At 68.2% G+C, this 19,483-nt stretch carries 16 protein-coding genes and 6 pseudogenes; 14 read left to right on the top strand and 8 right to left on the bottom strand.

Annotation, left to right across the window (positions count from 1 at the left end):
• Window positions 1–174 precede the first annotated feature (174 nt).
• The 3 genes and pseudogenes from AB0J04_RS34460 to AB0J04_RS34450 all read left to right on the top strand — a co-directional run.
• Window positions 175–1,590: an MFS transporter gene (locus AB0J04_RS34460; RefSeq protein ID WP_363172541.1), complete on the top strand. Its 1,416-nt coding sequence runs from the start codon at window positions 175–177 to the stop codon at window positions 1,588–1,590.
• A 152-nt stretch (window positions 1,591–1,742) separates the two neighbouring features.
• Window positions 1,743–1,865: pseudogene (locus tag AB0J04_RS34455) on the top strand (ribonuclease BN); the annotation flags it as partial.
• Window positions 1,843–2,636: pseudogene (locus AB0J04_RS34450) on the top strand (YihY/virulence factor BrkB family protein); the annotation flags it as partial. The pseudogenes AB0J04_RS34455 and AB0J04_RS34450, both read left to right, overlap by 23 nt.
• Before the next feature lie 202 nt (window positions 2,637–2,838).
• On the opposite strand, the gene AB0J04_RS34445 reads toward AB0J04_RS34450, so the two are convergent.
• The 3 genes from AB0J04_RS34445 to AB0J04_RS34435 all read right to left on the bottom strand — a co-directional run bounded on the left by AB0J04_RS34445 (window position 2,839) and on the right by AB0J04_RS34435 (window position 5,476).
• Entirely contained in the window at window positions 2,839–3,555 is a 717-nt protein-coding gene (locus AB0J04_RS34445) for a GAF and ANTAR domain-containing protein (protein ID WP_363172540.1), read from the bottom strand.
• A gap of 79 nt (window positions 3,556–3,634) precedes the next feature.
• On the bottom strand, window positions 3,635–4,396 hold the full coding sequence (locus AB0J04_RS34440) for an ANTAR domain-containing protein (RefSeq protein ID WP_363172539.1): 762 nt from the start codon (window positions 4,394–4,396) through the stop codon (window positions 3,635–3,637).
• A 654-nt stretch (window positions 4,397–5,050) separates the two neighbouring features.
• Complete coding sequence (locus AB0J04_RS34435; protein ID WP_363172538.1) at window positions 5,051–5,476, bottom strand: STAS domain-containing protein; 426 nt, start codon at window positions 5,474–5,476, stop codon at window positions 5,051–5,053.
• Window positions 5,477–6,161: 685 nt separating this feature from the next.
• Between AB0J04_RS34435 and AB0J04_RS34430 the strand changes: the two genes are divergently transcribed.
• The 7 genes and pseudogenes from AB0J04_RS34430 to AB0J04_RS34400 all read left to right on the top strand — a co-directional run bounded on the left by AB0J04_RS34430 (window position 6,162) and on the right by AB0J04_RS34400 (window position 10,423).
• On the top strand, window positions 6,162–6,485 hold the full coding sequence (locus AB0J04_RS34430) for an STAS domain-containing protein (RefSeq protein ID WP_363172548.1): 324 nt from the start codon (window positions 6,162–6,164) through the stop codon (window positions 6,483–6,485).
• A gap of 133 nt (window positions 6,486–6,618) precedes the next feature.
• Window positions 6,619–6,939: a hypothetical protein gene (locus AB0J04_RS34425; RefSeq protein ID WP_363172537.1), complete on the top strand. Its 321-nt coding sequence runs from the start codon at window positions 6,619–6,621 to the stop codon at window positions 6,937–6,939.
• A gap of 87 nt (window positions 6,940–7,026) precedes the next feature.
• A pseudogene (locus tag AB0J04_RS34420) lies at window positions 7,027–7,125 on the top strand (IS5/IS1182 family transposase); the annotation flags it as partial.
• A gap of 446 nt (window positions 7,126–7,571) precedes the next feature.
• On the top strand, window positions 7,572–7,775 hold the full coding sequence (locus AB0J04_RS34415) for a cold-shock protein (RefSeq protein WP_023586116.1): 204 nt from the start codon (window positions 7,572–7,574) through the stop codon (window positions 7,773–7,775).
• Between the two features lie 344 nt (window positions 7,776–8,119).
• Window positions 8,120–9,613, top strand: coding sequence for a DEAD/DEAH box helicase (locus tag AB0J04_RS34410; RefSeq protein ID WP_363172536.1), 1,494 nt, complete (start codon window positions 8,120–8,122; stop codon window positions 9,611–9,613).
• 46 nt (window positions 9,614–9,659) lie between these two features.
• On the top strand, window positions 9,660–10,064 hold the full coding sequence (locus tag AB0J04_RS34405) for a CBS domain-containing protein (protein WP_363172535.1): 405 nt from the start codon (window positions 9,660–9,662) through the stop codon (window positions 10,062–10,064).
• A gap of 50 nt (window positions 10,065–10,114) precedes the next feature.
• Window positions 10,115–10,423, top strand: a complete 309-nt coding sequence (locus AB0J04_RS34400; protein WP_363172534.1) for an SCO5918 family protein — start codon at window positions 10,115–10,117, stop codon at window positions 10,421–10,423.
• Window positions 10,424–10,524: 101 nt separating this feature from the next.
• Here the strand turns inward: AB0J04_RS34400 and AB0J04_RS34395 are convergent.
• A pseudogene (locus AB0J04_RS34395) lies at window positions 10,525–10,838 on the bottom strand (hypothetical protein).
• A 239-nt stretch (window positions 10,839–11,077) separates the two neighbouring features.
• On the bottom strand, window positions 11,078–11,239 hold the full coding sequence (locus tag AB0J04_RS34390) for a hypothetical protein (RefSeq protein ID WP_363172533.1): 162 nt from the start codon (window positions 11,237–11,239) through the stop codon (window positions 11,078–11,080).
• Window positions 11,240–12,471: 1,232 nt separating this feature from the next.
• Between AB0J04_RS34390 and AB0J04_RS34385 the strand changes: the two genes are divergently transcribed.
• Window positions 12,472–12,810 carry a MerR family transcriptional regulator gene (locus AB0J04_RS34385; protein WP_363172532.1) on the top strand — a complete coding sequence of 113 codons (339 nt, stop codon included), beginning with the start codon at window positions 12,472–12,474 and terminating at the stop codon, window positions 12,808–12,810.
• 244 nt (window positions 12,811–13,054) lie between these two features.
• The gene (locus AB0J04_RS34380; protein ID WP_030052720.1) at window positions 13,055–13,258 is read left to right on the top strand and encodes a cold-shock protein; all 204 of its coding nucleotides are present in this window, start codon (window positions 13,055–13,057) and stop codon (window positions 13,256–13,258) included.
• Between the two features lie 881 nt (window positions 13,259–14,139).
• On the opposite strand, the gene AB0J04_RS34375 is transcribed toward AB0J04_RS34380, so the two are convergent.
• Window positions 14,140–15,825, bottom strand: coding sequence for a ribonuclease J (locus AB0J04_RS34375; protein ID WP_363172531.1), 1,686 nt, complete (start codon window positions 15,823–15,825; stop codon window positions 14,140–14,142).
• A gap of 416 nt (window positions 15,826–16,241) precedes the next feature.
• Here AB0J04_RS34375 and AB0J04_RS34370 point away from each other — a divergent pair, with 416 nt between their 5' ends.
• Window positions 16,242–16,751 carry a hypothetical protein gene (locus AB0J04_RS34370; protein WP_363172530.1) on the top strand — a complete coding sequence of 170 codons (510 nt, stop codon included), beginning with the start codon at window positions 16,242–16,244 and terminating at the stop codon, window positions 16,749–16,751.
• A gap of 174 nt (window positions 16,752–16,925) precedes the next feature.
• Here the strand turns inward: AB0J04_RS34370 and AB0J04_RS34365 are convergent, their stop codons facing one another.
• Both AB0J04_RS34365 and AB0J04_RS34360 read right to left on the bottom strand, forming a co-directional pair.
• Window positions 16,926–17,312, bottom strand: a complete 387-nt coding sequence (locus AB0J04_RS34365; protein WP_363172529.1) for a hypothetical protein — start codon at window positions 17,310–17,312, stop codon at window positions 16,926–16,928.
• A 106-nt stretch (window positions 17,313–17,418) separates the two neighbouring features.
• Window positions 17,419–17,880: pseudogene (locus tag AB0J04_RS34360) on the bottom strand (Rieske 2Fe-2S domain-containing protein); the annotation flags it as partial.
• Window positions 17,881–18,162: 282 nt separating this feature from the next.
• On the opposite strand from AB0J04_RS34360, the pseudogene AB0J04_RS34355 reads away from it, so the two are divergent.
• Window positions 18,163–18,794: pseudogene (locus tag AB0J04_RS34355) on the top strand (short-chain fatty acyl-CoA regulator family protein); the annotation flags it as partial.
• Window positions 18,795–19,483 lie beyond the last annotated feature (689 nt).

Raw genomic sequence — 19,483 nt, 5'->3', positions numbered from 1 at the left:
ATTCAGTAGGATGTCCAGGCGGCGTGCCAGATGCCGTAATTTCCGCTATGTGGGTGGTGCTTGATGTAAGCCGAGGGCAATATGCAGGATGGGGTGGAATAACGTCACTCCCAATCGAATTACCAGCTGCCCAAGACAGGTTTGATGAGTCGACCGCGTGCCCTCGCCATCCTCATGGCCGTTCTGTTGCCGTCATTCATGACAGCGCTGGACAACACCATCGTCAACGTCGCACTGCCCCAAATCCGTGCCGAACTCGCACTCGATGACACCGACTTGAAGTGGGTAGCGGTCATCTACCCGCTTACGCTCGCCAGCTCGCTCCTGCTGGGCGGGCACCTGGCTGACACCATCGGGCGGCGCGCCACTCTGCTGCTGGGCGTCGCGCTCTTCACCGTCTCCTCGGGCGGGTGCGGAGCAGCAACGGCAGGGGTGACGCTGATCGCTTTCCGCGGGCTGCAAGGAGTCGGTGCGGCACTGATCCTGCCGGCCTCACTGGCGGTCCTGTCACACGATCTCCCGCCTCGCGCACGCAACGCCGGCTTCAGCGCCATCACCGCTGCTTTGGCCTCGGCGCTGGCTTGCGGGCCAGTTGTCTCCGGCGTCATGACACAGCACCTGGGCTGGCAATGGCTCTTTGTCATGAACGCGCCACTGGGATGTACGAGTCTCCTCGTTGGTTTCGTCTCTGTTCCCCGCCCCGCCTCCGGGTCCCGTGTCGCGTCCACACCGTTGGCCACCATCCCTCTCCGCATCGTCGCATTGGCCTGTCTGTCGCTGGCGACTCTGGCCTACTTCCTCATCGAGGGACCTGAGAGGGGGTTCGACAGCCTTCCTGCGGCAACCTCCGGGATCATTGCCGTGGCGTCGATGGTCGCCCTGACGTGCGAACTGACCCTGCGTCGGAATGCCGCCCTGCGATTACTCTTCCGAAAACGCCCCTTCATCGGCGGAATCATCACTCAACTGCTATGGGGTCTGGGTGTGAGCGGCGTCTATTTTTTCACTTCGCAATTTCTGCAGAACGGCCTTGGACTCACCCCGACCACGGCCGGGCTGACCTTTACACCCGTGGCCTTGTCCCTGCTCGCTACCGCACCATTCATTGCCCGGCTTGCCCGCCGCTGGGGGGACGGGCGTATCTCCGCCGTGGGTCTACTTATGGTTGGTCTCGGCTTGTTGATGGTCGCGCTGGGAAGCTCTGGAGGGAGATTGGCCCATATTTTGCCTGGTCTTTCGGCCATCGGTTTCGGATCCGCGCTGGCCGTTCCGCTGACCACCCGTGCCCTGGAATCCTCGCCCGATCACCTCTCCGGTATTGCCGCGGGGCTGTTCAGCGCCGTCCGTGAGGCTTCCGGAGTCTTCGGCATCGCCTTTGTGGGGGCGGTCGTGACCTTTGTCGAGCATGCTGCAGCCTCCGCCGGCGCCTCTGACTCGGACGCCTTTCTCTCCGGCTATCAGGCCGGCCTGTGTCTGGCATCCGTGCTTGTCGGGGCGGGAGCCCCCGTCGCGTTGTGGGCGCTACGCCGCCGTGCGGGCACCGCAGAGGGCGACAGCGTGTCTGGTGTCCGTGTGGGCAAGGAGTCGTAGCAGACTGGCGCGCACCGGGCCCGAACGTGTTCAGTGCCGGGCGTACCAGCGTCGACTTGACCCCTTGATCGGCTCAAGGGCGCCCTGAACCTTGTGCGGTGACGCGCAAGGTGATGACCATCGACGTCGGCCCCACACCTCACGATTCCGCTCGGGTCTTCTCCCGGCTCGTCTTCTCACCCCTGATCGCATCCAGTGCCGTCGCCTACGGCCCCTTCGGAACCGTCCTGGTCATCCAGTCCTGGCTGGTCGGTGTGGGCGTCGTCGTCTTCGGCGCACGTTTGGCGGGCGTTCGAGCGGCTGGATGCCGTCCACTGGGCCCGGCTTGCCGCGGCCGTCACCTTCACCAGTTTCGTCGCGCTCTTTCCGCTGATCACCGTGGGCGCGGCGATCAGCGCCACGCTGCTGAGCGAGGACCAGCTCGGGAAACTCCAGGACAAGATCGCCGACCAGGTGCCGGGCCTTTCCGACCTGCTGGACCTGGACAGTCTCGTCGCGCATGCCGGATCCGGGGCTGATCGCGGGCGCGCTGCTGCTCATGATCGGCATCAACTGGGTCGGCGCCCTGCGCGGCAGCCTGCGCGCGGTGTGGGAGCAGGAGCAGGACCCGGGCAATCCGTTCCTGCTCAAGTTCAAGGACTCCATGGTGCTGGTCGGCCTCGGCGTGGTCGGGCTGGTCGCGATCGGTAGTTCGGTGTTCGCGAACAGCGCCGTCGGATGGGCCGCCGACAAGGCCGGTATCGAGGGCGGGGTGGGCTCTGCTGTTCTTCGCGGGCCTGGCCATCGCCCTGGTTGTCGACTTCCTGCTGCTGCTCTATATGCTCACCCGGTTGCCGCGGGTGCATCCCGGACGGCGTGCGGTCGTGGTCGCCGGCCTGATCGGTGCGGTGGGCTTCGAACTGCTCAAGTGGTTGCTGACCGGCTACCTGCAGGGTGTTGCGGGCAAGAGCATGTACGGTGCCTTCGCCGTGCCGGTCGCCGTCGTGCTGTGGATCAATCTCATGGCAAGGCTGCTGCTGTACTGCGCCGCGTGGACTGCGACAGCAGCGGGGACGGCGGTGCGGTCCGGCGAGACAGCCGAGGGCGAGGGCCCGGATCCCGGGATCAGCCCCGCAGCCGACGCCGCACCACAGCTTCAGCCGGCAGCGGCGCATCGCCAGCACCGCGCCTCCAGAAGCACGGCCCGTGATCCGGGCGTGGTTCTTCGTGCCCGGGCCGCTGCGTGCGGTCACCGCCGCGGCGACAGTGTCAGGCCACTAGGCCGGGGAGGGGCTCGGAATCGTCGATGACGGCGCGGGCCAGATCGGACAGGCGGCGGTTGTGCGCCCGGGCGTAACTACGCAGGGTGGTGAAAGCCTGTTCCATGTCGCTGCCCTGACGTTCGGCGAGCTTCCCCTTGGCCTGCTCGATCAGCACGCGGCTGTTCAACGCCGTCTGCAGTTGCTCGTTGAGCACGGTGCTGCGGTGGGTGGTGCGTTGTTGCAGGAGGCTGATGGTGGCGACGTCGGCCAGGGCCTGGGCGATGAGGGTGGAGGCCGGGTCGAAGGGGCCGGGGGTGGCGCGGAAGAGGTTCAGGGCGCCGACGACCTCCTCCCGCAGGCGCATGGGCAGGGCCTGGACGGCCCCGAATCCGCTGCGGTGGGCTGCCGTGACGAAGCGCGGCCAGCGGTCGATCTCCCGGGTCAGGTCGGGGACGATCACCGGTGTGCCGGTGCGGAAGCACTCCAGGCAGGGGCCCTGGTCGTTCTGGAGCTGGAAGAGCTCCAGCAGACGTACCTGTTCGTCGGAGGCGGCCATGACGCGGAGTTTGCCGTCCCGGTCGGCGAGCAGGACCCCGGCCGCGCTGGCGCCGAGGATGCCGACGCAGCGGTCGGTCAGCAGGCGCAGGAAGTCGATCAGGTCGAAGTCGGCGACCAGGTTGTCCGCCAGCTCGACGAAGGTCTTGGCCAAAAGCTGCTGATTCATCGTGAACACCCTCGATTGAGACCAGTCCCGCCGGGAGGGGGCGGGAAGTGCAGCACGTTCCTCGGATGGCGCCGGTGCGTCAGGTTTCCTCGTCGGTCCGTTCCGGTTCCGTGTCCGGGAAGAAGCGGAGTCGGTGGGCCACCACGTCGGCGGCCACGTCGCCGAGTCGGCGTCCCTGCGCATAGGCGTAGGCGCGCAGCCGTACGAAGGCTTCGTCGATGCCGACGCCGAGCTGGACGGTGAGGATGCCGGTGGCCTGGTCGATCTCTGCCCGGTAGCCGCCAAGGTCCTCGAAGCCTCGATCTTCCAGTGCTCCGTCGACCGGTACGCCCGTCTCGTCGATACGGGCATCGAGCAGGAGCAGCGTCGCGAGATCGGCGAACGCCAGTGCGTCGGCCAGTTCCTCGGCGTCCAGCACGGTGGGGACGTCGGCGTACAGGTCCAGCACTCCCGGGCTGATCGCCCCGATCTGCAGGGGGAGCGCGAAGACCGCGCGGGCTCCGGCTTCCAGGGCCGCATCCGTGAACACGGTCCAACGGTCCTGCAGTGCACCGGTCAGCAGATCGGGCGTGAGGATCGCCGAGCCATGGGTGAAGGCGTCCACGCAGGGCCCCTCGCCCAGGGTGAGCTGCAGCTCCTCCAGTTGTTCGCTGATGATGTCGGTGCTGCACAGCGGATGGCTTGCCGCGGTCCGGGACATCGCGGACAGTCCGGCCCCGCCGACCGGGAGCGCGGCCACGGCCGCGGTGCACACGTCCACCACGCCGACCCGGGCGCCGCGTCGGGCCGCCTGATCGGCGACCAGCGCCTGGATGCGGGCCGAGCGGCTGTCGGACTTCATCCGGGCCACCGGGGCCAGGCGTGGTGTGCCAGTCCCTCCAGCCTCGCCGTGGTGCGTTCCCCGAGTGGGAACACCAGCGCACGGAACATGGTCGGGACCGCCGCCACACCTCTCCGATGTCCAGCCAGTCCCAGGAGCGGAGCGAGGCGAGGGTCCGGCGATCGTCCTGATCCACGAGGGTGGCGCCGAGTGACGCCTGGTGGTCGCTCAGCAGCCGCTCCTGCAACCGGCAGGCCACGTCCTGGTCCTTCAGGTGTGGCTGGACCAGGATGCTGGTGATCGCGAAGACGCCGCCGGACGCGGTGAGTTGCTCGATGCTCTGCGGCAGTGCTCCGTCGAACCCGAGCCACCAGAAGCCGTCGCTGCCCACCGGGAACCCGAAGATGCATCCCACCAGGTGGTCCGTCTCCGCGATCACCATGGCGAACCCCGGCCGGCGGATATCGCCGGTGAGACGGTTCAGGAAGTCCTGGCGGCTGCGGCTGGGGTACGCCTCAGGGGCGGACGTCTCGCGGGAGTCGACGTACAGATCCGCCAGCTCCCCGCCCAGGCCCTGCGCCAGCCAGCGGTTCACGCGGCGCAACCGCACCGTGTCCATGATGGACGGCTCACCTGCAAGGGGCTTGTGCGGCTGCCCCTGCCTCGGCTGGGCCTTCACCACGCATCGCCCGAGAGGACAGGCATCAGCGGAACATTCCGGTGCGGCAGGGCTGGAGCGGCCGAGGCAGGGACGTCCCCGAGAGACGGTGACCGACGCCCGAGCGGAAGGCCGAGAAGCAGGAACCCGCAGCCGGTGAGGTCGAGGATCCGCCCCAGTGACCGCGGCGGGTTGTGCAGTCGCAGGATCCCGTCGGCCTCCATGGTCCGCTGCGCGGCGTAGAGGAAGGCGTTGAGGCCGCTGCAGTCGCAGAAGGTCACGAGGGTGAGGTCGACATCGACGATGCGGATGCCGTCGCTCAAGCACTGTGCCAGTGCCGCGCGCAGCAGCGGTGCCGATTCCAGGCCGATATCACCGGCCAGGGTGATCAGCGCCCTGTTCCGTCGGTTGTGACGGTAGACGGTGAGCTGTGGGAGCGGCATGACGCCTCGTTCCAAAGACCATCCGGCAGCGAGATGGGACGCCGGGTTTCCCGGCCCCCTTGGCGCGCTGTCGGCAGGGGCGTACGTTCGAAGGAGGCGGAACGACGGCCGGTCCGAGGGCCTGTGCAACAGGACAGGGGACCCACCCAGTTCCCTCCAGGGATGCGCCGGGTGACGGACGAAAGGCCCGCTCCCTTCAGCCATCTGTGTCGTGAAACGACGAGCCGCCGGGGTCTGGGACGTCCGTACAGCAGCATAGTCCTTTGCCCAGTCCGACGGACGGCCGGAAGTCGCCCATACCTAGGGTGTGGACAGTGCCAGAACGCGGTGGCGCGCGCATGTGCGGTGCCCTGCACGGTACTTGGGCCTGCGGCAGGAAGCGGCGGCCAACATCCGCTCACGTATGGCAGTCCGTCGACTGCCCGACGAGGTGGCTTCGCATGACGAATCGTTCGTCGCCTCAAGCGCTATGCGGCCCGGGAGGTCTTCCACCTGGTCAAACAGCTACAGCCAGGACCCCGCTCATAGGGGCTGTCGTGAGAACCGCATAACGGGCCGCACACGTGTGCGCCGTAGCATCGACGCAGGCTACCGGCGCACTATCGCGCCGGGGCCTTGAGTCCCATCAGCGAGCACGGTCGAGGAAACGGCGACAGACACCCGCGGAGCAGCCCGGCCCGGCCAGCTGTCGATCGTCCACACCACCGTCGACGGCATCCGGGTGGTCACCCTGCGCGGCGAGATCGACCACGCCGTCAAGGACATGCTCAGCGAGGCCCTCCTGTCCTGCGACGGCGCGGCGCCCCTGCGGACCGTGGCGGACCTCAGCGGCGTGACCTTCATGGACTCCAGCGGCAGCAACGTCGCCGTCCACCAGGCCGCGAGTGACGATCAGGGATGGGTGCGTATTGCCGGCGCCCAGGAATCGGTGCTACGGCTCCTTGAGATCGTCGGCCTGGACGAGGTCATCGGCTGCCATCCCGCCGTCGACCAGGCCCTGACCGCCTGACCCGCGCCGTTCCCGGACACCGCGTTTCTACCCGGCTTCGCGCCTGGGGCATCCCGCCGGCGTCACGGAAATCGGTGGCCGCATTCTGGAGAAACTTCTGCGGGAGCCCCTGGACGACGACCTGGCACTTCTGGTGACCCAGGTGCGCCAACTTCCCGAAGATGCCACTGGCACCTGGGAGCTGGCCGCCGACCCCAGCATCGTCGCAGGGATACGCCGTCAAGTCGCCGACCGGCTGACCTCCTGGGGGCTGGACCATCTGGTGTTCACCACAGAGATGATCGTCAGCGAGCTGGTCACCAACGCCATCCGCTACGGCGGCGCCCCAGTGGGCCTGCGGCTGATTCGGGATCAACGTCTGATCTGCGAGGCCTCCGATCCCAGGCAGACGCAGCCGCATCTGCGACGGGCCCGGAGAAGTGCCCTGACCTATCGGCCCGGCTGTCTGATGTGACGCGGGCGCTTCAGCCGACGGTCATCAGCACACGTCGCACCGTCGGCCTGCCTGGCCACTCCGCCGGAGTAGTACTCGAAGACGTTCCGTCGGCATGCGCGGGAGTACGAACGGCTCATCCAGCACTCCGAGAGCCTGATCACCTGGGTCGCCGTCACCCTCATGACCAGACGCCTCACCCACACTGAGGAGGTGGGCTCGCTCATCCGGGACCGGTGAACGGCAGCCGCTGCGGCGTGGTCATCCCACGGTCTCGCAGCTGCGTTTCCTGGGCGGCAGCGGCTTTTCCCCGGCCGTCGCGCAGCGTGCCGGTCGGCACCTCTCCCTGAGACGTCAAACTCCGAGTGAATCAATATCTGTTCCCGAGGGATCAGATATTGGGGGCCGCGCCGCGGGAGTTTTTTTGCCGCGAAGAGCAGAGTGGAATTATCCAACGCACACGGACCGCTCCGACGTGCTACTGTCGATCTCAGTTGCAGTTGTGGTTCCCAAAACTTCAAGTGCCCCCACCAGGATTCTGCCGGTCGGGAGCACTTTTGTATTTCCGGTCATTTCCGGGCGGGGTGATCATCGCGGCGACACGGCGCCCGCACGGTGCGGACGCCGATGCACTGCCCCGAAGGAGATATGACATGGCTGCTGGTACCGTGAAGTGGTTCAACGCGGAAAAGGGCTTCGGCTTCATCGAGCAGGACGGTGGCGGCGCCGACGTGTTCGCCCACTACTCGAACATCGCCGCGCAGGGCTTCCGTGAGCTGCTCGAGGGCCAGAAAGTGACCTTCGACATCGCTCAGGGCCAGAAGGGCCCGACGGCCGAGAACATCGTTCCGGCCTGACGCTGACGCACAATTTGCAGCTGGGGCCCGCATCCTTCGGAGTGCGGGCCCCAGCTGCACGCGTATCCCGCAGCGGCTTTCACCCGCGGGACGACCCGGAGGAATCCGCAGTACCACCACAAGCGATTCCTCCCTCAGGGCGCAGACGCATCCGGAAGCGCTGCACCGCAGGCGGCGCCCGGATCGCAAGGTCCCCATCGCGTCACCCGTTTCAGCACATGTGCCCACGGATGTTTCCGCCGGCCAGTCTGCTTTCTTTTGCCACCGGTCCATACTTGTAATTCTCCATGCCGTTCATCGCTGCGGGAATTCCTTGATATGTGCCACATCGAGGAAGGTTCCGCATGAACCGCACGTACACGAACGACCGCCCCGCCCGCTCCCGTGACGGCCGTGCCGACGCCGGAAGGGGCGGCAGCGGCTACGGCTCGCAGGCGCCGCGCCGTACCGGCGCCCCCGTCCGCTCAGGCGGTTACGGCCGTCGGCCCGCCGCAGTGCAGGGTGAGTTCGCGCTGCCCAGGACGATCACCCCCGCGCTGCCCGCCGTCGAGGGCTTCGCCGATCTCGACATGCCCGAGCAGCTGCTGGCCGAACTCGGCAGGCAGGGTGTGACCGTGCCGTTCCCGATCCAGGGAGCGACGCTGCCGAACTCCTTGGCGGGCCGTGACGTCCTGGGCCGCGGCCGCACCGGTTCCGGCAAGACCCTCGCCTTCGGCCTCGCCCTGCTCGCGCGTACCGCTGGGCAGCGTGCTGAGCCCCGCCAGCCGCTGGGGCTGATCCTCGTACCCACGCGTGAGCTGGCACAGCAGGTGACCGACGCGCTGACCCCGTATGCCCGCTCCGTGCGGCTGCGGCTGGCCACGGTGGTGGGCGGCATGTCGATCGGCCGGCAGGCCAGTGCGCTGCGCGGCGGCGCCGAGGTCGTCGTCGCGACGCCGGGGCGGCTCAAGGACCTCATCGACCGCGGCGAATGCCGGCTGAACCACGTGGGCATCACGGTGCTGGACGAGGCCGACCAGATGGCCGACATGGGCTTCATGCCCCAGGTCACCGCGCTGCTCGACCAAGTGCGTCCGGAGGGGCAGCGGATGCTGTTCTCGGCCACTCTGGACCGCAACGTCGACCTTCTGGTGCGCCGCTATCTGGCCGACCCCGTCGTGCACTCCGTCGACCCGTCGGCCGGTGCGGTCACGACGATGGAGCACCACGTCCTGCACGTCCACGGCGCCGACAAGCACGCCGCCACGACCGAGATCGCCGCCCGCGACGGCCGCGTGATCATGTTCCTGGACACCAAGCACGCCGTCGACCGGCTGACCCAGGACCTGCTCAACAGCGGGGTTCGGGCCGCCGCGCTGCACGGCGGCAAGTCGCAGCCGCAGCGCACCCGCACGCTGGCGCAGTTCAAGACGGGGCACGTCACCGTGCTGGTGGCGACCAACGTCGCGGCGCGCGGCATCCACGTCGACAACCTCGACCTGGTCGTCAACGTCGATCCGCCGACCGACCACAAGGACTACCTCCACCGCGGCGGCCGTACCGCCCGCGCCGGCGAGTCCGGCAGCGTCGTCACCCTGGTCACGCCGAACCAGCGCCGAGGCATGGTGCGTCTGATGTCGGACGCCGGCATCCGGCCGCAGACCACCCAGATCCGCTCGGGCGACGAGGCCCTGAACCGGATCACCGGCGCCCAGGCCCCGTCCGGCATCCCGGTCGTCATCACCGCACCGGTGGTCGAACGCCCCAAGCGCAGCGCCACCTCCCGAGGCCGCCGCCGCCCCGCCTCGGCGACCAGGCGCACCCCCGTACGCCAGTCCGGCTTCGGCGCGGTGGCCTAGAACTTTCGTGATCAGGAAGCCGGCCCATCTCTGCAGGAGGCACCCTTTGACGCTGGTTCAGACGCAGCCCCGCCCGGCGGACGCCGACCCCGCGCACAGGACGGCGGTGGAGGTCATGGACGCGGCCGGACCGCAGGTCTGTGACGACATGAGCGTCGAGGTGGCGCTGGCCGTCATGGCTGCCGCACGCACGGCCCGGCTGGTGGTCTGCGACCAGGACGGCCAGTGCACCGGCCTGGTCACCCGTACCGAACTCGCCGCCGTCCGTGACAGCTCCGACTACACGGACCGCGTCCGCTTGCGCGACATCCTGGGCGACCACGGTTCGTTCACCTCACCCGTGACCACGATGGCCGAAGCCGAGCACGCGATGCGCTCCCGTCGGCTCGGTGTCCTGCCGGTGCTCGACGAGCAAGGCAGCGCCGCGGGCCTCCTCGCCCTCTCCCGCTGAAACGCCTCACCCCTGGTCGGACCGTTCTTTCCTTCTCCCCGTGAGGCCACATGCGCTGCGTCATCGCCCGCTTCCCCTTCGAGCTCACCAAGGGCGGCGTGCTGGAATCGATGAAGGGCATCAAGCCCGAACCTGCCACCAGCGAATCGGTGATCATCGGCCGTCGCCACTACCCCGTCAAGCAGGTCGGCCAGGTCATTACGCGCCAGGACCGTCGTGACTTCAGCGCCGCCGAAGTCCTGCGGGCCCTGGCTCAGCTCGGCTTCACCTGCCGCACCGTTCCCAAGGCGGCGCCCCTGGGCATTCTCAGCCCGATGCAGCACGCCTCCGCGATGCTCGGCACCCCCGTCACGGTCTGACCGGGTAAACAGACACGAGCCGACACCTGACCAGCAGTGTGGGCCCGACCGGTACGCCGGTGGGGCCCACACTGCGTGCAGCCGGTTCCCGTCGGCGTCGCTCAGTGGTCGCAACAGCTGAAGTCGCCCACGGTCCAGGCGCTGACATCCTCGATCGCAACCCGGTACCTCCACCCGTCTCCGGACCCGCAGGGTGCCCTGCGGGATCTGGGCGAGATGGAAGTGCAGACGCGTGGGCGGCCCCTCCTTCTTCGCGGGGGAGTCGAAGACGGCGGCGAACTCGTCCAGGTGGGCGGAATCCGTCAGCACATCCGACACCCCCTGCCTTCACGTGGCTGCGACGGCCCAGCGACCGGTGATGACAGCGCCCTTGGTGACACGGTCAGGGACTCTGATTGCTCTGGTCGGACTCCACCGGGGCGCCGACGCCAGCGAGCAACTCGTCAGGCTGCGCCTTGAGCGGTGACGCTACCGGGCCAGGAAGGCGCTCACGGTCTTGCCGCCGGGGTCCGGCGGGTGACCGCCGTTGCGTGGGCGAGGCGGGTGACCACGGGCCGGTCGAAGCCCCCGGTGCTGCCGTTCAGGTCAGGGGCGCGCATGCGCGGCAGATGCCGGCTGGGATCGTGAACGGCGACCTGGTGTCGGGACGCGCAGTCAGTTCCCGAGCTCGGACACGACCAAGACCACAGTGTTCGCCGCGTCAGGGGCCACGTCCGGCTGCTGCAAACCTTCGAGGAAGGCCCGTGCCGTATCGCGTGCGTCGGCAATGGCTGTGGTGGAACGGACGGCTGCGGCGTTGGCGATCGCCGTGATCATCAGGGCCACCCTGGTCTCTGAACAGTCCATGCCCCTGCCCGTGCCTACCCAGCCCCCTGTGCCCCGCCCCTCCACCCGCCAACCCCGCAGAGCCACAGTGCTTGCCGGAAAGGGACGGTGGACCACAGTCGACGCATGGCGGCACATGCTGCCGTGAGCCCCCCTCCCCGCAGCCCACGGTCTACTCGAGTCAGGGGCCGTGCCGGTTCGCCACGAGCTGCTCGATCATCCCGGGATCGTCGAGGGCGGCGCGGGGCCTCCTGTCACGCCTGTCAACGGCCGACCTGGGGCGCCACGGCTGGAAACGTCCGTCCCGGCCGGTGGAGTTTCCACGAGACGCAGTGTTGGCCGGTGCGCGCCAGCGGTAGGCGCGGCGCAGTCGGCGACGTCACGCTCAGCCCGACATGCTGCGCGGCGGGGGATCCCTGCGCGCCGGGCTGAGCCCGAAGCTGCTTCAACCATCCGTGGACCGGTCGAGGCGGACCGGTCGGGGCGGACTACCTCATCTCCGAGGGCGCGGAAATCTATGCCAGCTGGAGTAGACATTCGGTGGCGGTGTGGTTATGGTTTCTCTCGTAGCCGAGATCGAGCAAGGCCTGGCAGACATGAACTGCCGGGCAGCAGTACGCAGTTGCAGTTCGCTGGACGGTGCGGTGGTGGAGTTCCGAAGCCAGAGCGTTTGCTGGACGGCGACGGGGCTGACGACCGGACCGGGTGGCCCGCAGTGATCAGGGGCCGCCATGAGCAGCACCGCAGTGGCAGTGCCAGTAAGTGAAGGTTCGCAGTACCCAGCAGTGAAGTCGGTGAGCAGTACCTCGGTGAAGGCGTCGGCTGCGGGCGCACGCACCGGGAGGTTCGGCAGTGGGGTTCTAAGCCAGAGCAGACGCAGGACGGGCGACGGGGCTGGCTGCCGAAGAGTGGCGCTGTTCGAGGCCACCAGCAGTTCGCAGTTTCCGTCAGTGAGTAGTTGATCAAGAGGGAAGAACGGAGGGGCCGAGCCATCAGGATCGCCCGGGCGGAAGTCTTGGACCCGGGTACCGCAGGACATCGATAGTGAGGTGGTCTCCGGTCGAGCAACCGCGATCCCCGCGCCCCCGACAGCGTCTCGGTCGGGTCTGCGGAAACAGAGGGCCGGTGCAGTGTCAGGGCCGGCAGATGGTGTAGTAGTTCCTTCGGGGCCCTGGCGCCAGTACGGCGCCAGGGCCCCTCCACGCGTTCCACAGAGAGGTGCAATGACAGCAGACGACACGTTCGGCCGTCTCGATGACGACGACTACCCCGCCTACACCATGGGCCGGGCCGCCGAGATGCTCGGCACCACACAGGGCTTCCTGCGCGCCATCGGCGAAGCCCGCCTCATCACCCCGCTGCGCTCCGCGGGCGGCCACCGCCGCTACTCCCGCTACCAACTGCGCATCGCCGCCCGCGCCCGGGAACTCGTCGACCACGGCACCCCCATCGAGGCCGCCTGCCGGATCGTCATCCTCGAAGACCAGCTCGAGGAAGCCCAGCGCCTCAACGCCGCATATCGCCGTGCCGCCGAATCAGCGAACCCGACGGGAGCAGCGTGAGATGAGCGTGCCCGTCAGCGCCGGCGGGCACCGCACGCACGGTCTCGGTGTGCGGTGTGATCATTTCCTGTGGTGACGCGGTGTGTGGGCGTGTAGCGTCTGCGTCAGCTGTCGTGGTTCGGAATTCCCTCGTGCCCACGCCTTCGGTGTGGGCGTTTTGCTGTGCTGTGCCGCAGGGACCAGGGCGATCACCTCCGTCTGCCACATCGAGTGGGAGGCGTTCATCGACTGGAAGGCATGCGACATGGCTACGGGAACTGTGAAGTGGTTCAACGCGGAGAAGGGCTTCGGCTTCATCGCCCAGGACGGAGGCGGCCCGGATGTCTTCGCGCACTACTCCGCGATCAACTCCACAGGCTTTCGTGAGCTCCAGGAGGGCCAGGCCGTGACGTTCGACGTCACCCAGGGCCAGAAGGGTCCGCAGGCCGAGAACATCAACCTGGCCTGACCTCGCAAACCTGGCCGAGAGATCGCGCACACTGCGTCCGGTGAGCGCCGCCCGTGCGGGCTTTGCCGCCCACCGGGCGAAGCGCCTGCTCTTGTGCCGGGCGTGCACAGGATCAGGGGCCGCGCAGCCGTTGCTGTGCGGCCCCTGATCTGTTCTACCTGCTCGTCACCGGTGTGGTGGTCCTGACTGCTGTCTTCGTCCTTCTCAGCCTGCGCCTGGGCCGCCTCCAGAGGCGCCTGGCCCGGTGACGCCGCCATCCGGGGCAAAGCACCTCTGGTACGTCCGCCCAAGGGCCCGCAGAAGCGGGGGACCGGAGAAGGCCCGAGTCATGGTCCGAAAGTGGTCTGCCTCGTCCGCGACGGGGCGGAGGCGTCGGGGAGGTCGGCGCCGGTGTCGGCGTCACGCCGGGAGTGGCCGGGCCCGCGCCAAAAGCCCGGTGCCGGGCAGATGCTAGGGCACCACGGTGCCCTTGGACGGCGTTCCACTCGGCCAAGCGCTCGTTCCTTCTCGCTGGCTGCTTGCTGGCTCTGGTCGATGCGGTGGTGCTTTACGGCGTCGGCGAACGTGGTCGCCTCGGTCGTGCCCGGTGGTCTTGTCGCGGGTGTCGGCGTACAGGTGGGCGAGACCTTGCATGCCCTCGCGTGGCCTGACCGTGACGCTCGTTTGACGCCCCGGACACTTCCGAGATCGTCCCCAAGGTGGGGCAACCCCCGCTGAGCTGCGGGCTTTCGCGCCTCCAGTCCTTGGGACGTATTTCGGATGACTGATCATGTGGACTGCGTTGCCGCCCCGGCTTCCTAGGGTGGCTGCTGACTCCCGTGCCCGGCCGCGATGCCGGCGAATCCGCGACCGGAACCGGGACCGTGCTGCCGGGCCGTGGCTCAGGCGTCGATGATGACGGGGATGATGAGGGGCTTGCGGCGGTGGGTGCGGAACGCCCAGTTCGCCACGGCGCGGGCGACGAGTTGTTCGAGTTGGCGCGCGTCCCCGACGCCTTCCTCGGCCGCGGTGGACAGGGTCTTCTCGATCACGGGGATGACCGGCTCGAAGGTGGTGTCGTCGTGGACGAAGCCGCGGGCCAGGAAGTCGGGGGCCTCGGCGAGAGCGCCGGTGTCCGCGTCGACGATCGCCACCACCGTGACCACGCCTTCCTCCGCGAGGGTGAGGCGGTCCTTGAGGGACGCTTCGGTGGCGCCGCCGACTTCCATGCCGTCCACGTAGACGTTGCCGGCGGGGACCTTGCCGGTGATGGACGCGCGCCCGTCGACGAGGTCGACGACGACGCCGTCCTCGGCGATCACGACCCGGTCGGGGTCGACACCGGTACGGATGGCGAGGTCGCCGTTGGCCCGCAGATGGCGCCATTCGCCGTGCACGGGCATGACATTGCAGGGTTTGACGATGTTGTAGCAGTAGACGAGTTCGCCGGCGCTGGCGTGTCCGGAGACGTGCACCTTGGCGTTGCCCTTGTGGACGACGTGGGCGCCCCACCGGGTGAGTCCGTTGATCACCCGGTAGATGGCGTTCTCGTTGCCGGGGATGAGGGAGCTGGCGAGCAGGACGGTGTCGCCCTGGCCGATGCGGATGACGTGGTCGCGGTTGGCCATCCGTGACAGCGCGGCCATCGGTTCGCCCTGGGAGCCGGTGCACACCAGAGTGATCTTGTGGTCGGGGAGCTTCTCCAGCTCCTTCGTGCTGACGACCAGACCGGAGGGGACCTTCAGATAGCCCAGGTCACGGGCGATGCCCATGTTGCGGACCATCGACCGGCCGACGAAGGCGACCTTGCGGCCGTGCTGGTGGGCGGCGTCCAGGACCTGCTGGATGCGGTGCACGTGGCTGGCGAAGCTGGAGACGATGACCCGGCGCGGCGCGGTGCGCATCACCTGCTCGATCGCCGGGTTCAGCTCACGCTCGGAGGTGGTGAAGCCGGGCACTTCGGCGTTGGTGGAGTCGGTGAGGAACAGGTCCACGCCCTCCTCGCCGAGGCGGGCGAAGGCGCGCAGATCGGTGATGCGGTCGTCGAGAGGGAACTGGTCCATCTTGAAGTCACCGGTGTGCAGCACCATCCCGGCGCTGGTGCGGATCGCGACCGCGAGGCTGTCCGGGATGGAGTGGTTGACCGCCACGAACTCGCAGTCGAAGGGCCCGAAGTCGCGCCGGTCGCCCTCCCGCACCCGCGCCGTGCGCGGCCGGATGCCGTGTTCCTTGAGCTTGGCCTCCAGGAACGCCAGCGTCAGCTTGGAACCGACGACCGGGATGTCCCTCCGCTCGCGCAGCAGGTACGGCACGCCGCCGATGTGGTCCTCGTGACCGTGGGTGAGGACCACGGCCACGACGTCGTCCAGCCGGTCCCGGATCGAGGTGAAGTCCGGCAGGATCACGTCCACGCCGGGCTGGGTCTCCTCGGGGAACAGCACGCCGCAGTCGACGATGAGCAGCTTGCCCGCGTGCTCGAAGACGGTCATGTTGCGGCCGATCTCACCCAGGCCGCCCAGGGCGATGACCCGCAGCCCTCCTGCGGGAAGGGGAGGGGCGGCTTTCAGTTCGGGGTGTGGATGACTCATACCTTGACGTTACCCGGAGAGCGGGAGGGGTTGATCCATTGCCTGCGCGATCTCTTCTTCCCGACGGAGCGGGGCGTCTGCAGTGGTTGCCCCGAGACGATCGGATCACGTCGGCGGACGGCCCGGGCGTGCACTCACGGCCGCTGAAGCATCGAGGTTGAACGTGCTCCGTCAGCTCGGAGTGTGCCCTTGTTGGGGTGTGTCGGCTGTGCGGTCGCCGACCTGGGCGGTGAGAACGGGTGCCCGCGCCGTCTCACGTCGAAGTGCGTGGGTGATGGCGCGCGCCTCGATGCCCGCCTGGCGAAGGACGCCCGTGAGGGGATTGGTGTATCCGGCGAAGTACAAACGTGGGGCTTCGGGATGGGTCTGTGCCCCTACGGCGAGGGGTTGCCCGGCTTCGTCGAGAGTCCCGACAGATGGACCGCCGTCTGCTGCTGGCCGGTTACCCCCGGCTTCCGATGCTGCTGGCCAAACTTGCTGCCGTCGCCCTCACCGCCGCCCTGCTGGCCTTCTGCACCACGATTCAGCTGTGGATCTCCCTGCCCGCGCGCCACGCAGGCGCCCTGGGACTGGCCCTTGCAGGCGCGGGCCTCGCCTACGGTGGGATCGGTCTTCTGCTCGGCTCTCTGGTCCGCGGCGAACTGGAGGGCTTCTTCCTCATCATCATGCTCAGCCTGGTGGACACCGGCCTGCAGAACCCCGTCTTCAACACACTCATGGATGTGGCAGGCGTGTGCGCGCTTCCTCTGTACGGCGTGAACCAGCTGGCGCTGAGCTCAGCCCTCACCCCGCACATCCCCTGGTCCCACGGCCTGCTCTCCCTCGCCTGGTCCGCAGCGACCGGCGCCCTGGCGCTGCTCGTCCTCCACACCCATCGCCCTTCCCGCTCCCCGTGGTCTCACAGGGCGCGAGTCCAGGCAGGGTGATCACGGTGAGGACGGTCTTCCTCCCGGATCCTGACTGCTGGCCCACGGACTGTCCGACCAAGGCTTGCGGAGTGCAGCCAACAGGACCCTAGACAAGTCCAATCGTTGCAGGTCAGGAGCACTCTCCGCTTATTTGATCAAGCATAGGACACCCCACCTCGTGAAAGCGCGAGGCTAGCTTGGGCGGCGCCGGGACGGTGGGTCCTGAGGGTCGACGCCGGTCGTCGCGGAGGCGTCCTTGGTGCCGCTGGGGCGCTGGGAGCGACCCCTGGGGCCCGTGTCCTTCCGGCCTTTCTCGTCCTTGTCGGCGTACTCCTCGCCGCGTGCGCTGACGCTTTCCACCGTGTCGCCCGGTACCGACTTCGTCTCTTCCTTGGACTTGGTCCGTCCCGGGCCTTTCCCGCCGCCGTACTCGGCGGTGTGGAAGGAACGATGGGCGCTGGGGTTGTCCTGCTGATGTGTCTCGTCCACGTCGGGAGACCAGCCGTGCTGTTCACTGCCCTTGTGACGGCTCGGGCCCTGACCGTGCGGTGGCTGGGACGGTTGTGGTTTCTTCGCCATGGGGTGACCTGCCTGTTCGACGGGGGCGATGCCTGTACGCCGCCATATTGGGTCGATTATCCCGCTTTACGACTTAGGTGCATCTTGCAGCAACCTTCGGTCGCTCCTATTCCGCGATGTCGCGCTTTCCCAGTGGACGTACGGCAGGACCCTGGATCCCCCGCCTGTCCGGGGCGAAACGCGATCCGTGGCATGGGCACTCCCATGCCTGCTCCGCGTGGTTGAACGACACGATGCAGCCGAGGTGGGTGCAGCGGGCCGAGACGGCCTGGAGCAAGCCGCTCTCGTCCCGGTGGGCGGCGTACTGCCGTCCGCCCAGGCGCACCACGGCGCCGTGGCCCGGAGGGATGTCGTCCGGTGCGGGGCCCGTCAGGGGTGACAGCCGGTCGCCGAGGAAGTGCCGGGCGACCTGGGCCTGGTGCTTCAGCAGCGACGCTCCCTCGCGGACCACGGAAGCCAGGTGCCGCGGGCCGTAGAGGCCGCCCCAGGCGACCTCGCGGCCGTTGATCAGGTTGCTCAGCAGACTGCCCGCCATGATGCCGCCGCTCATGCCCCAGCCGCCGAACCCTCGGCAAGAAGCAGATCGGCAGGGCGTCCCCGCCCACGCCTGCCGACGCAGCCGGACCTACCCGTGGTGCGCCACCAGCCATCGCACGTCCGAGCGCTCCGGGCATCCGCACGACGGAATCCGGTCCGACTCCTGACCTTCCGGACGGTGCAGGGGGACGAATACCGGGCACCGGTGAGATCACTCCGATGCCGCAACGAATCGCCGGGGCCGATGGCTCTCAGCATGGAGGGCGCACGGTCCATGAGATCCGGTTTCGCTGACGAGCGGTGGTGGGAGTGCAACTACTTCGCGGCGACGCTGATCCTTCCGTACACCGCCTTCCAGAGGGCTGCCGAAGAGGTCCGCTATGACATCGAACGTCTCACCGACCGCTACGGCCGCGGCTACGAGACCGTCTGTCACCGCCTGAGCACCCCCCAGCGGCCACGCCTGCGCGGTGTGCCCTTCTCCTTCGTCCGGGTCGACCGGGCCGGCGACATGTCCAAACGCCAGTCCGCGACCGGCTTCCACTTCTCCCGCGCCGGCGGCACCTGCCCGCTGTGGAACGTCTACGAGGCGTTCGCCGCGCCGCGTCCACGTCCAGATCGCCGAAATGCCGGACGGGCAGCGCTACCTGTGGACGGCCCGCGCGCTCACCCGGCACCGCGGCGGCTGGGGCGAACCCGGCAAGACCTTCGCCATCGGCCTCGGATGCGAGATCCGCCACGCCTCCCGGCTCGTCTACTCCGACGGTCTCGACCTCGACAACGCCTCCGCCGCCACGCCCATCGGCATGGGCTGCCGCGTCGGCGAACGCCTCGAGCGCCCACAGCGGGCCGCTCGGCCACCCACTGCAGATCGACTCGAACGCCAGCACGTTGGCGCCCTGCCCCGTGGCGCACGCAGCCGTCGAGAAGCCGCGCCGGTCGTGAAGCAACCTGAACGAAGATGTCGGCCTCTGCGCTGCGTAGCGATCGGCCGGAGTCATATCGAGGATGTCTCGAGAGCGGGAACTGAGCATGCTCAGTATTTCTGGGTGGGGACGCTGTGACGGGCGGGAGGATGGGTGGGTGCTGTCCCGGGCCAGGAGTCTGACCCATGACATGTGACCGAAGTGTCCTGGTTTCACAGTGTCGGCCGTTGGCTGGGGATGGTGCGTTGTCGGTACCGGGCCGGCGGGGCGTGTCCCGATAGGGGCCTGCCGGTCGTTGCTGGCGTCCTCACGATTCTGACCGCCCGACGCGGCCCGGTGCCGGCAACGCGACGCGCTATGGGGCCGGAAGGGGAACGGCATGTCCAGTTCGACCATGTCCAGCACGTCGCCTGCTCCGCAGCCCCGTCGTCGTCGCCCGGTGGGGGAGGTGGTTCTGGGAGTGGACACGCACCGGGATGCTCATGTGGCCGCGGTGCTCTCGTTGATGGGGAAGGTGCTGGTGAGGTTCCCCCTGCCGGCCGGACAGCTTGATACTGGGACGGATGGTCCCGGAGGAAGCAGTCACAGGTAGTGGGTAGCAAGAGCAACATGAGTAACGACGTGGTGTACGACAGTGATCGCGGTCTGAGCCGGAACGCAGAGTGAGCCGCACGGGTTGGTGTTGTTGTGACGCAATACCTGGCCCGT

Origin of the sequence: Streptomyces sp. NPDC050263 (assembly GCF_040655955.1) — a bacterium.
GTDB lineage: Bacteria > Actinomycetota > Actinomycetes > Streptomycetales > Streptomycetaceae > Streptomyces.
This window is presented reverse-complemented; position numbering and strand designations above follow the sequence as displayed.

Coding starts and splice junctions, on each gene's coding strand:
- AB0J04_RS34375 (WP_363172531.1), bottom strand. CDS start 15,825: ATGAGTCATCCACACCCCGAACTGAAAGCCGCCCCTCCCCTTCCCGCA.
- AB0J04_RS34385 (WP_363172532.1), top strand. CDS start 12,472: ATGACAGCAGACGACACGTTCGGCCGTCTCGATGACGACGACTACCCC.
- AB0J04_RS34400 (WP_363172534.1), top strand. CDS start 10,115: ATGCGCTGCGTCATCGCCCGCTTCCCCTTCGAGCTCACCAAGGGCGGC.
- AB0J04_RS34370 (WP_363172530.1), top strand. CDS start 16,242: ATGGACCGCCGTCTGCTGCTGGCCGGTTACCCCCGGCTTCCGATGCTG.
- AB0J04_RS34435 (WP_363172538.1), bottom strand. CDS start 5,476: ATGCCGCTCCCACAGCTCACCGTCTACCGTCACAACCGACGGAACAGG.
- AB0J04_RS34440 (WP_363172539.1), bottom strand. CDS start 4,396: ATGAAGTCCGACAGCCGCTCGGCCCGCATCCAGGCGCTGGTCGCCGAT.
- AB0J04_RS34365 (WP_363172529.1), bottom strand. CDS start 17,312: ATGGCGAAGAAACCACAACCGTCCCAGCCACCGCACGGTCAGGGCCCG.
- AB0J04_RS34380 (WP_030052720.1), top strand. CDS start 13,055: ATGGCTACGGGAACTGTGAAGTGGTTCAACGCGGAGAAGGGCTTCGGC.
- AB0J04_RS34445 (WP_363172540.1), bottom strand. CDS start 3,555: ATGAATCAGCAGCTTTTGGCCAAGACCTTCGTCGAGCTGGCGGACAAC.
- AB0J04_RS34390 (WP_363172533.1), bottom strand. CDS start 11,239: ATGATCACGGCGATCGCCAACGCCGCAGCCGTCCGTTCCACCACAGCC.
- AB0J04_RS34460 (WP_363172541.1), top strand. CDS start 175: ATGGCCGTTCTGTTGCCGTCATTCATGACAGCGCTGGACAACACCATC.
- AB0J04_RS34410 (WP_363172536.1), top strand. CDS start 8,120: ATGAACCGCACGTACACGAACGACCGCCCCGCCCGCTCCCGTGACGGC.
- AB0J04_RS34415 (WP_023586116.1), top strand. CDS start 7,572: ATGGCTGCTGGTACCGTGAAGTGGTTCAACGCGGAAAAGGGCTTCGGC.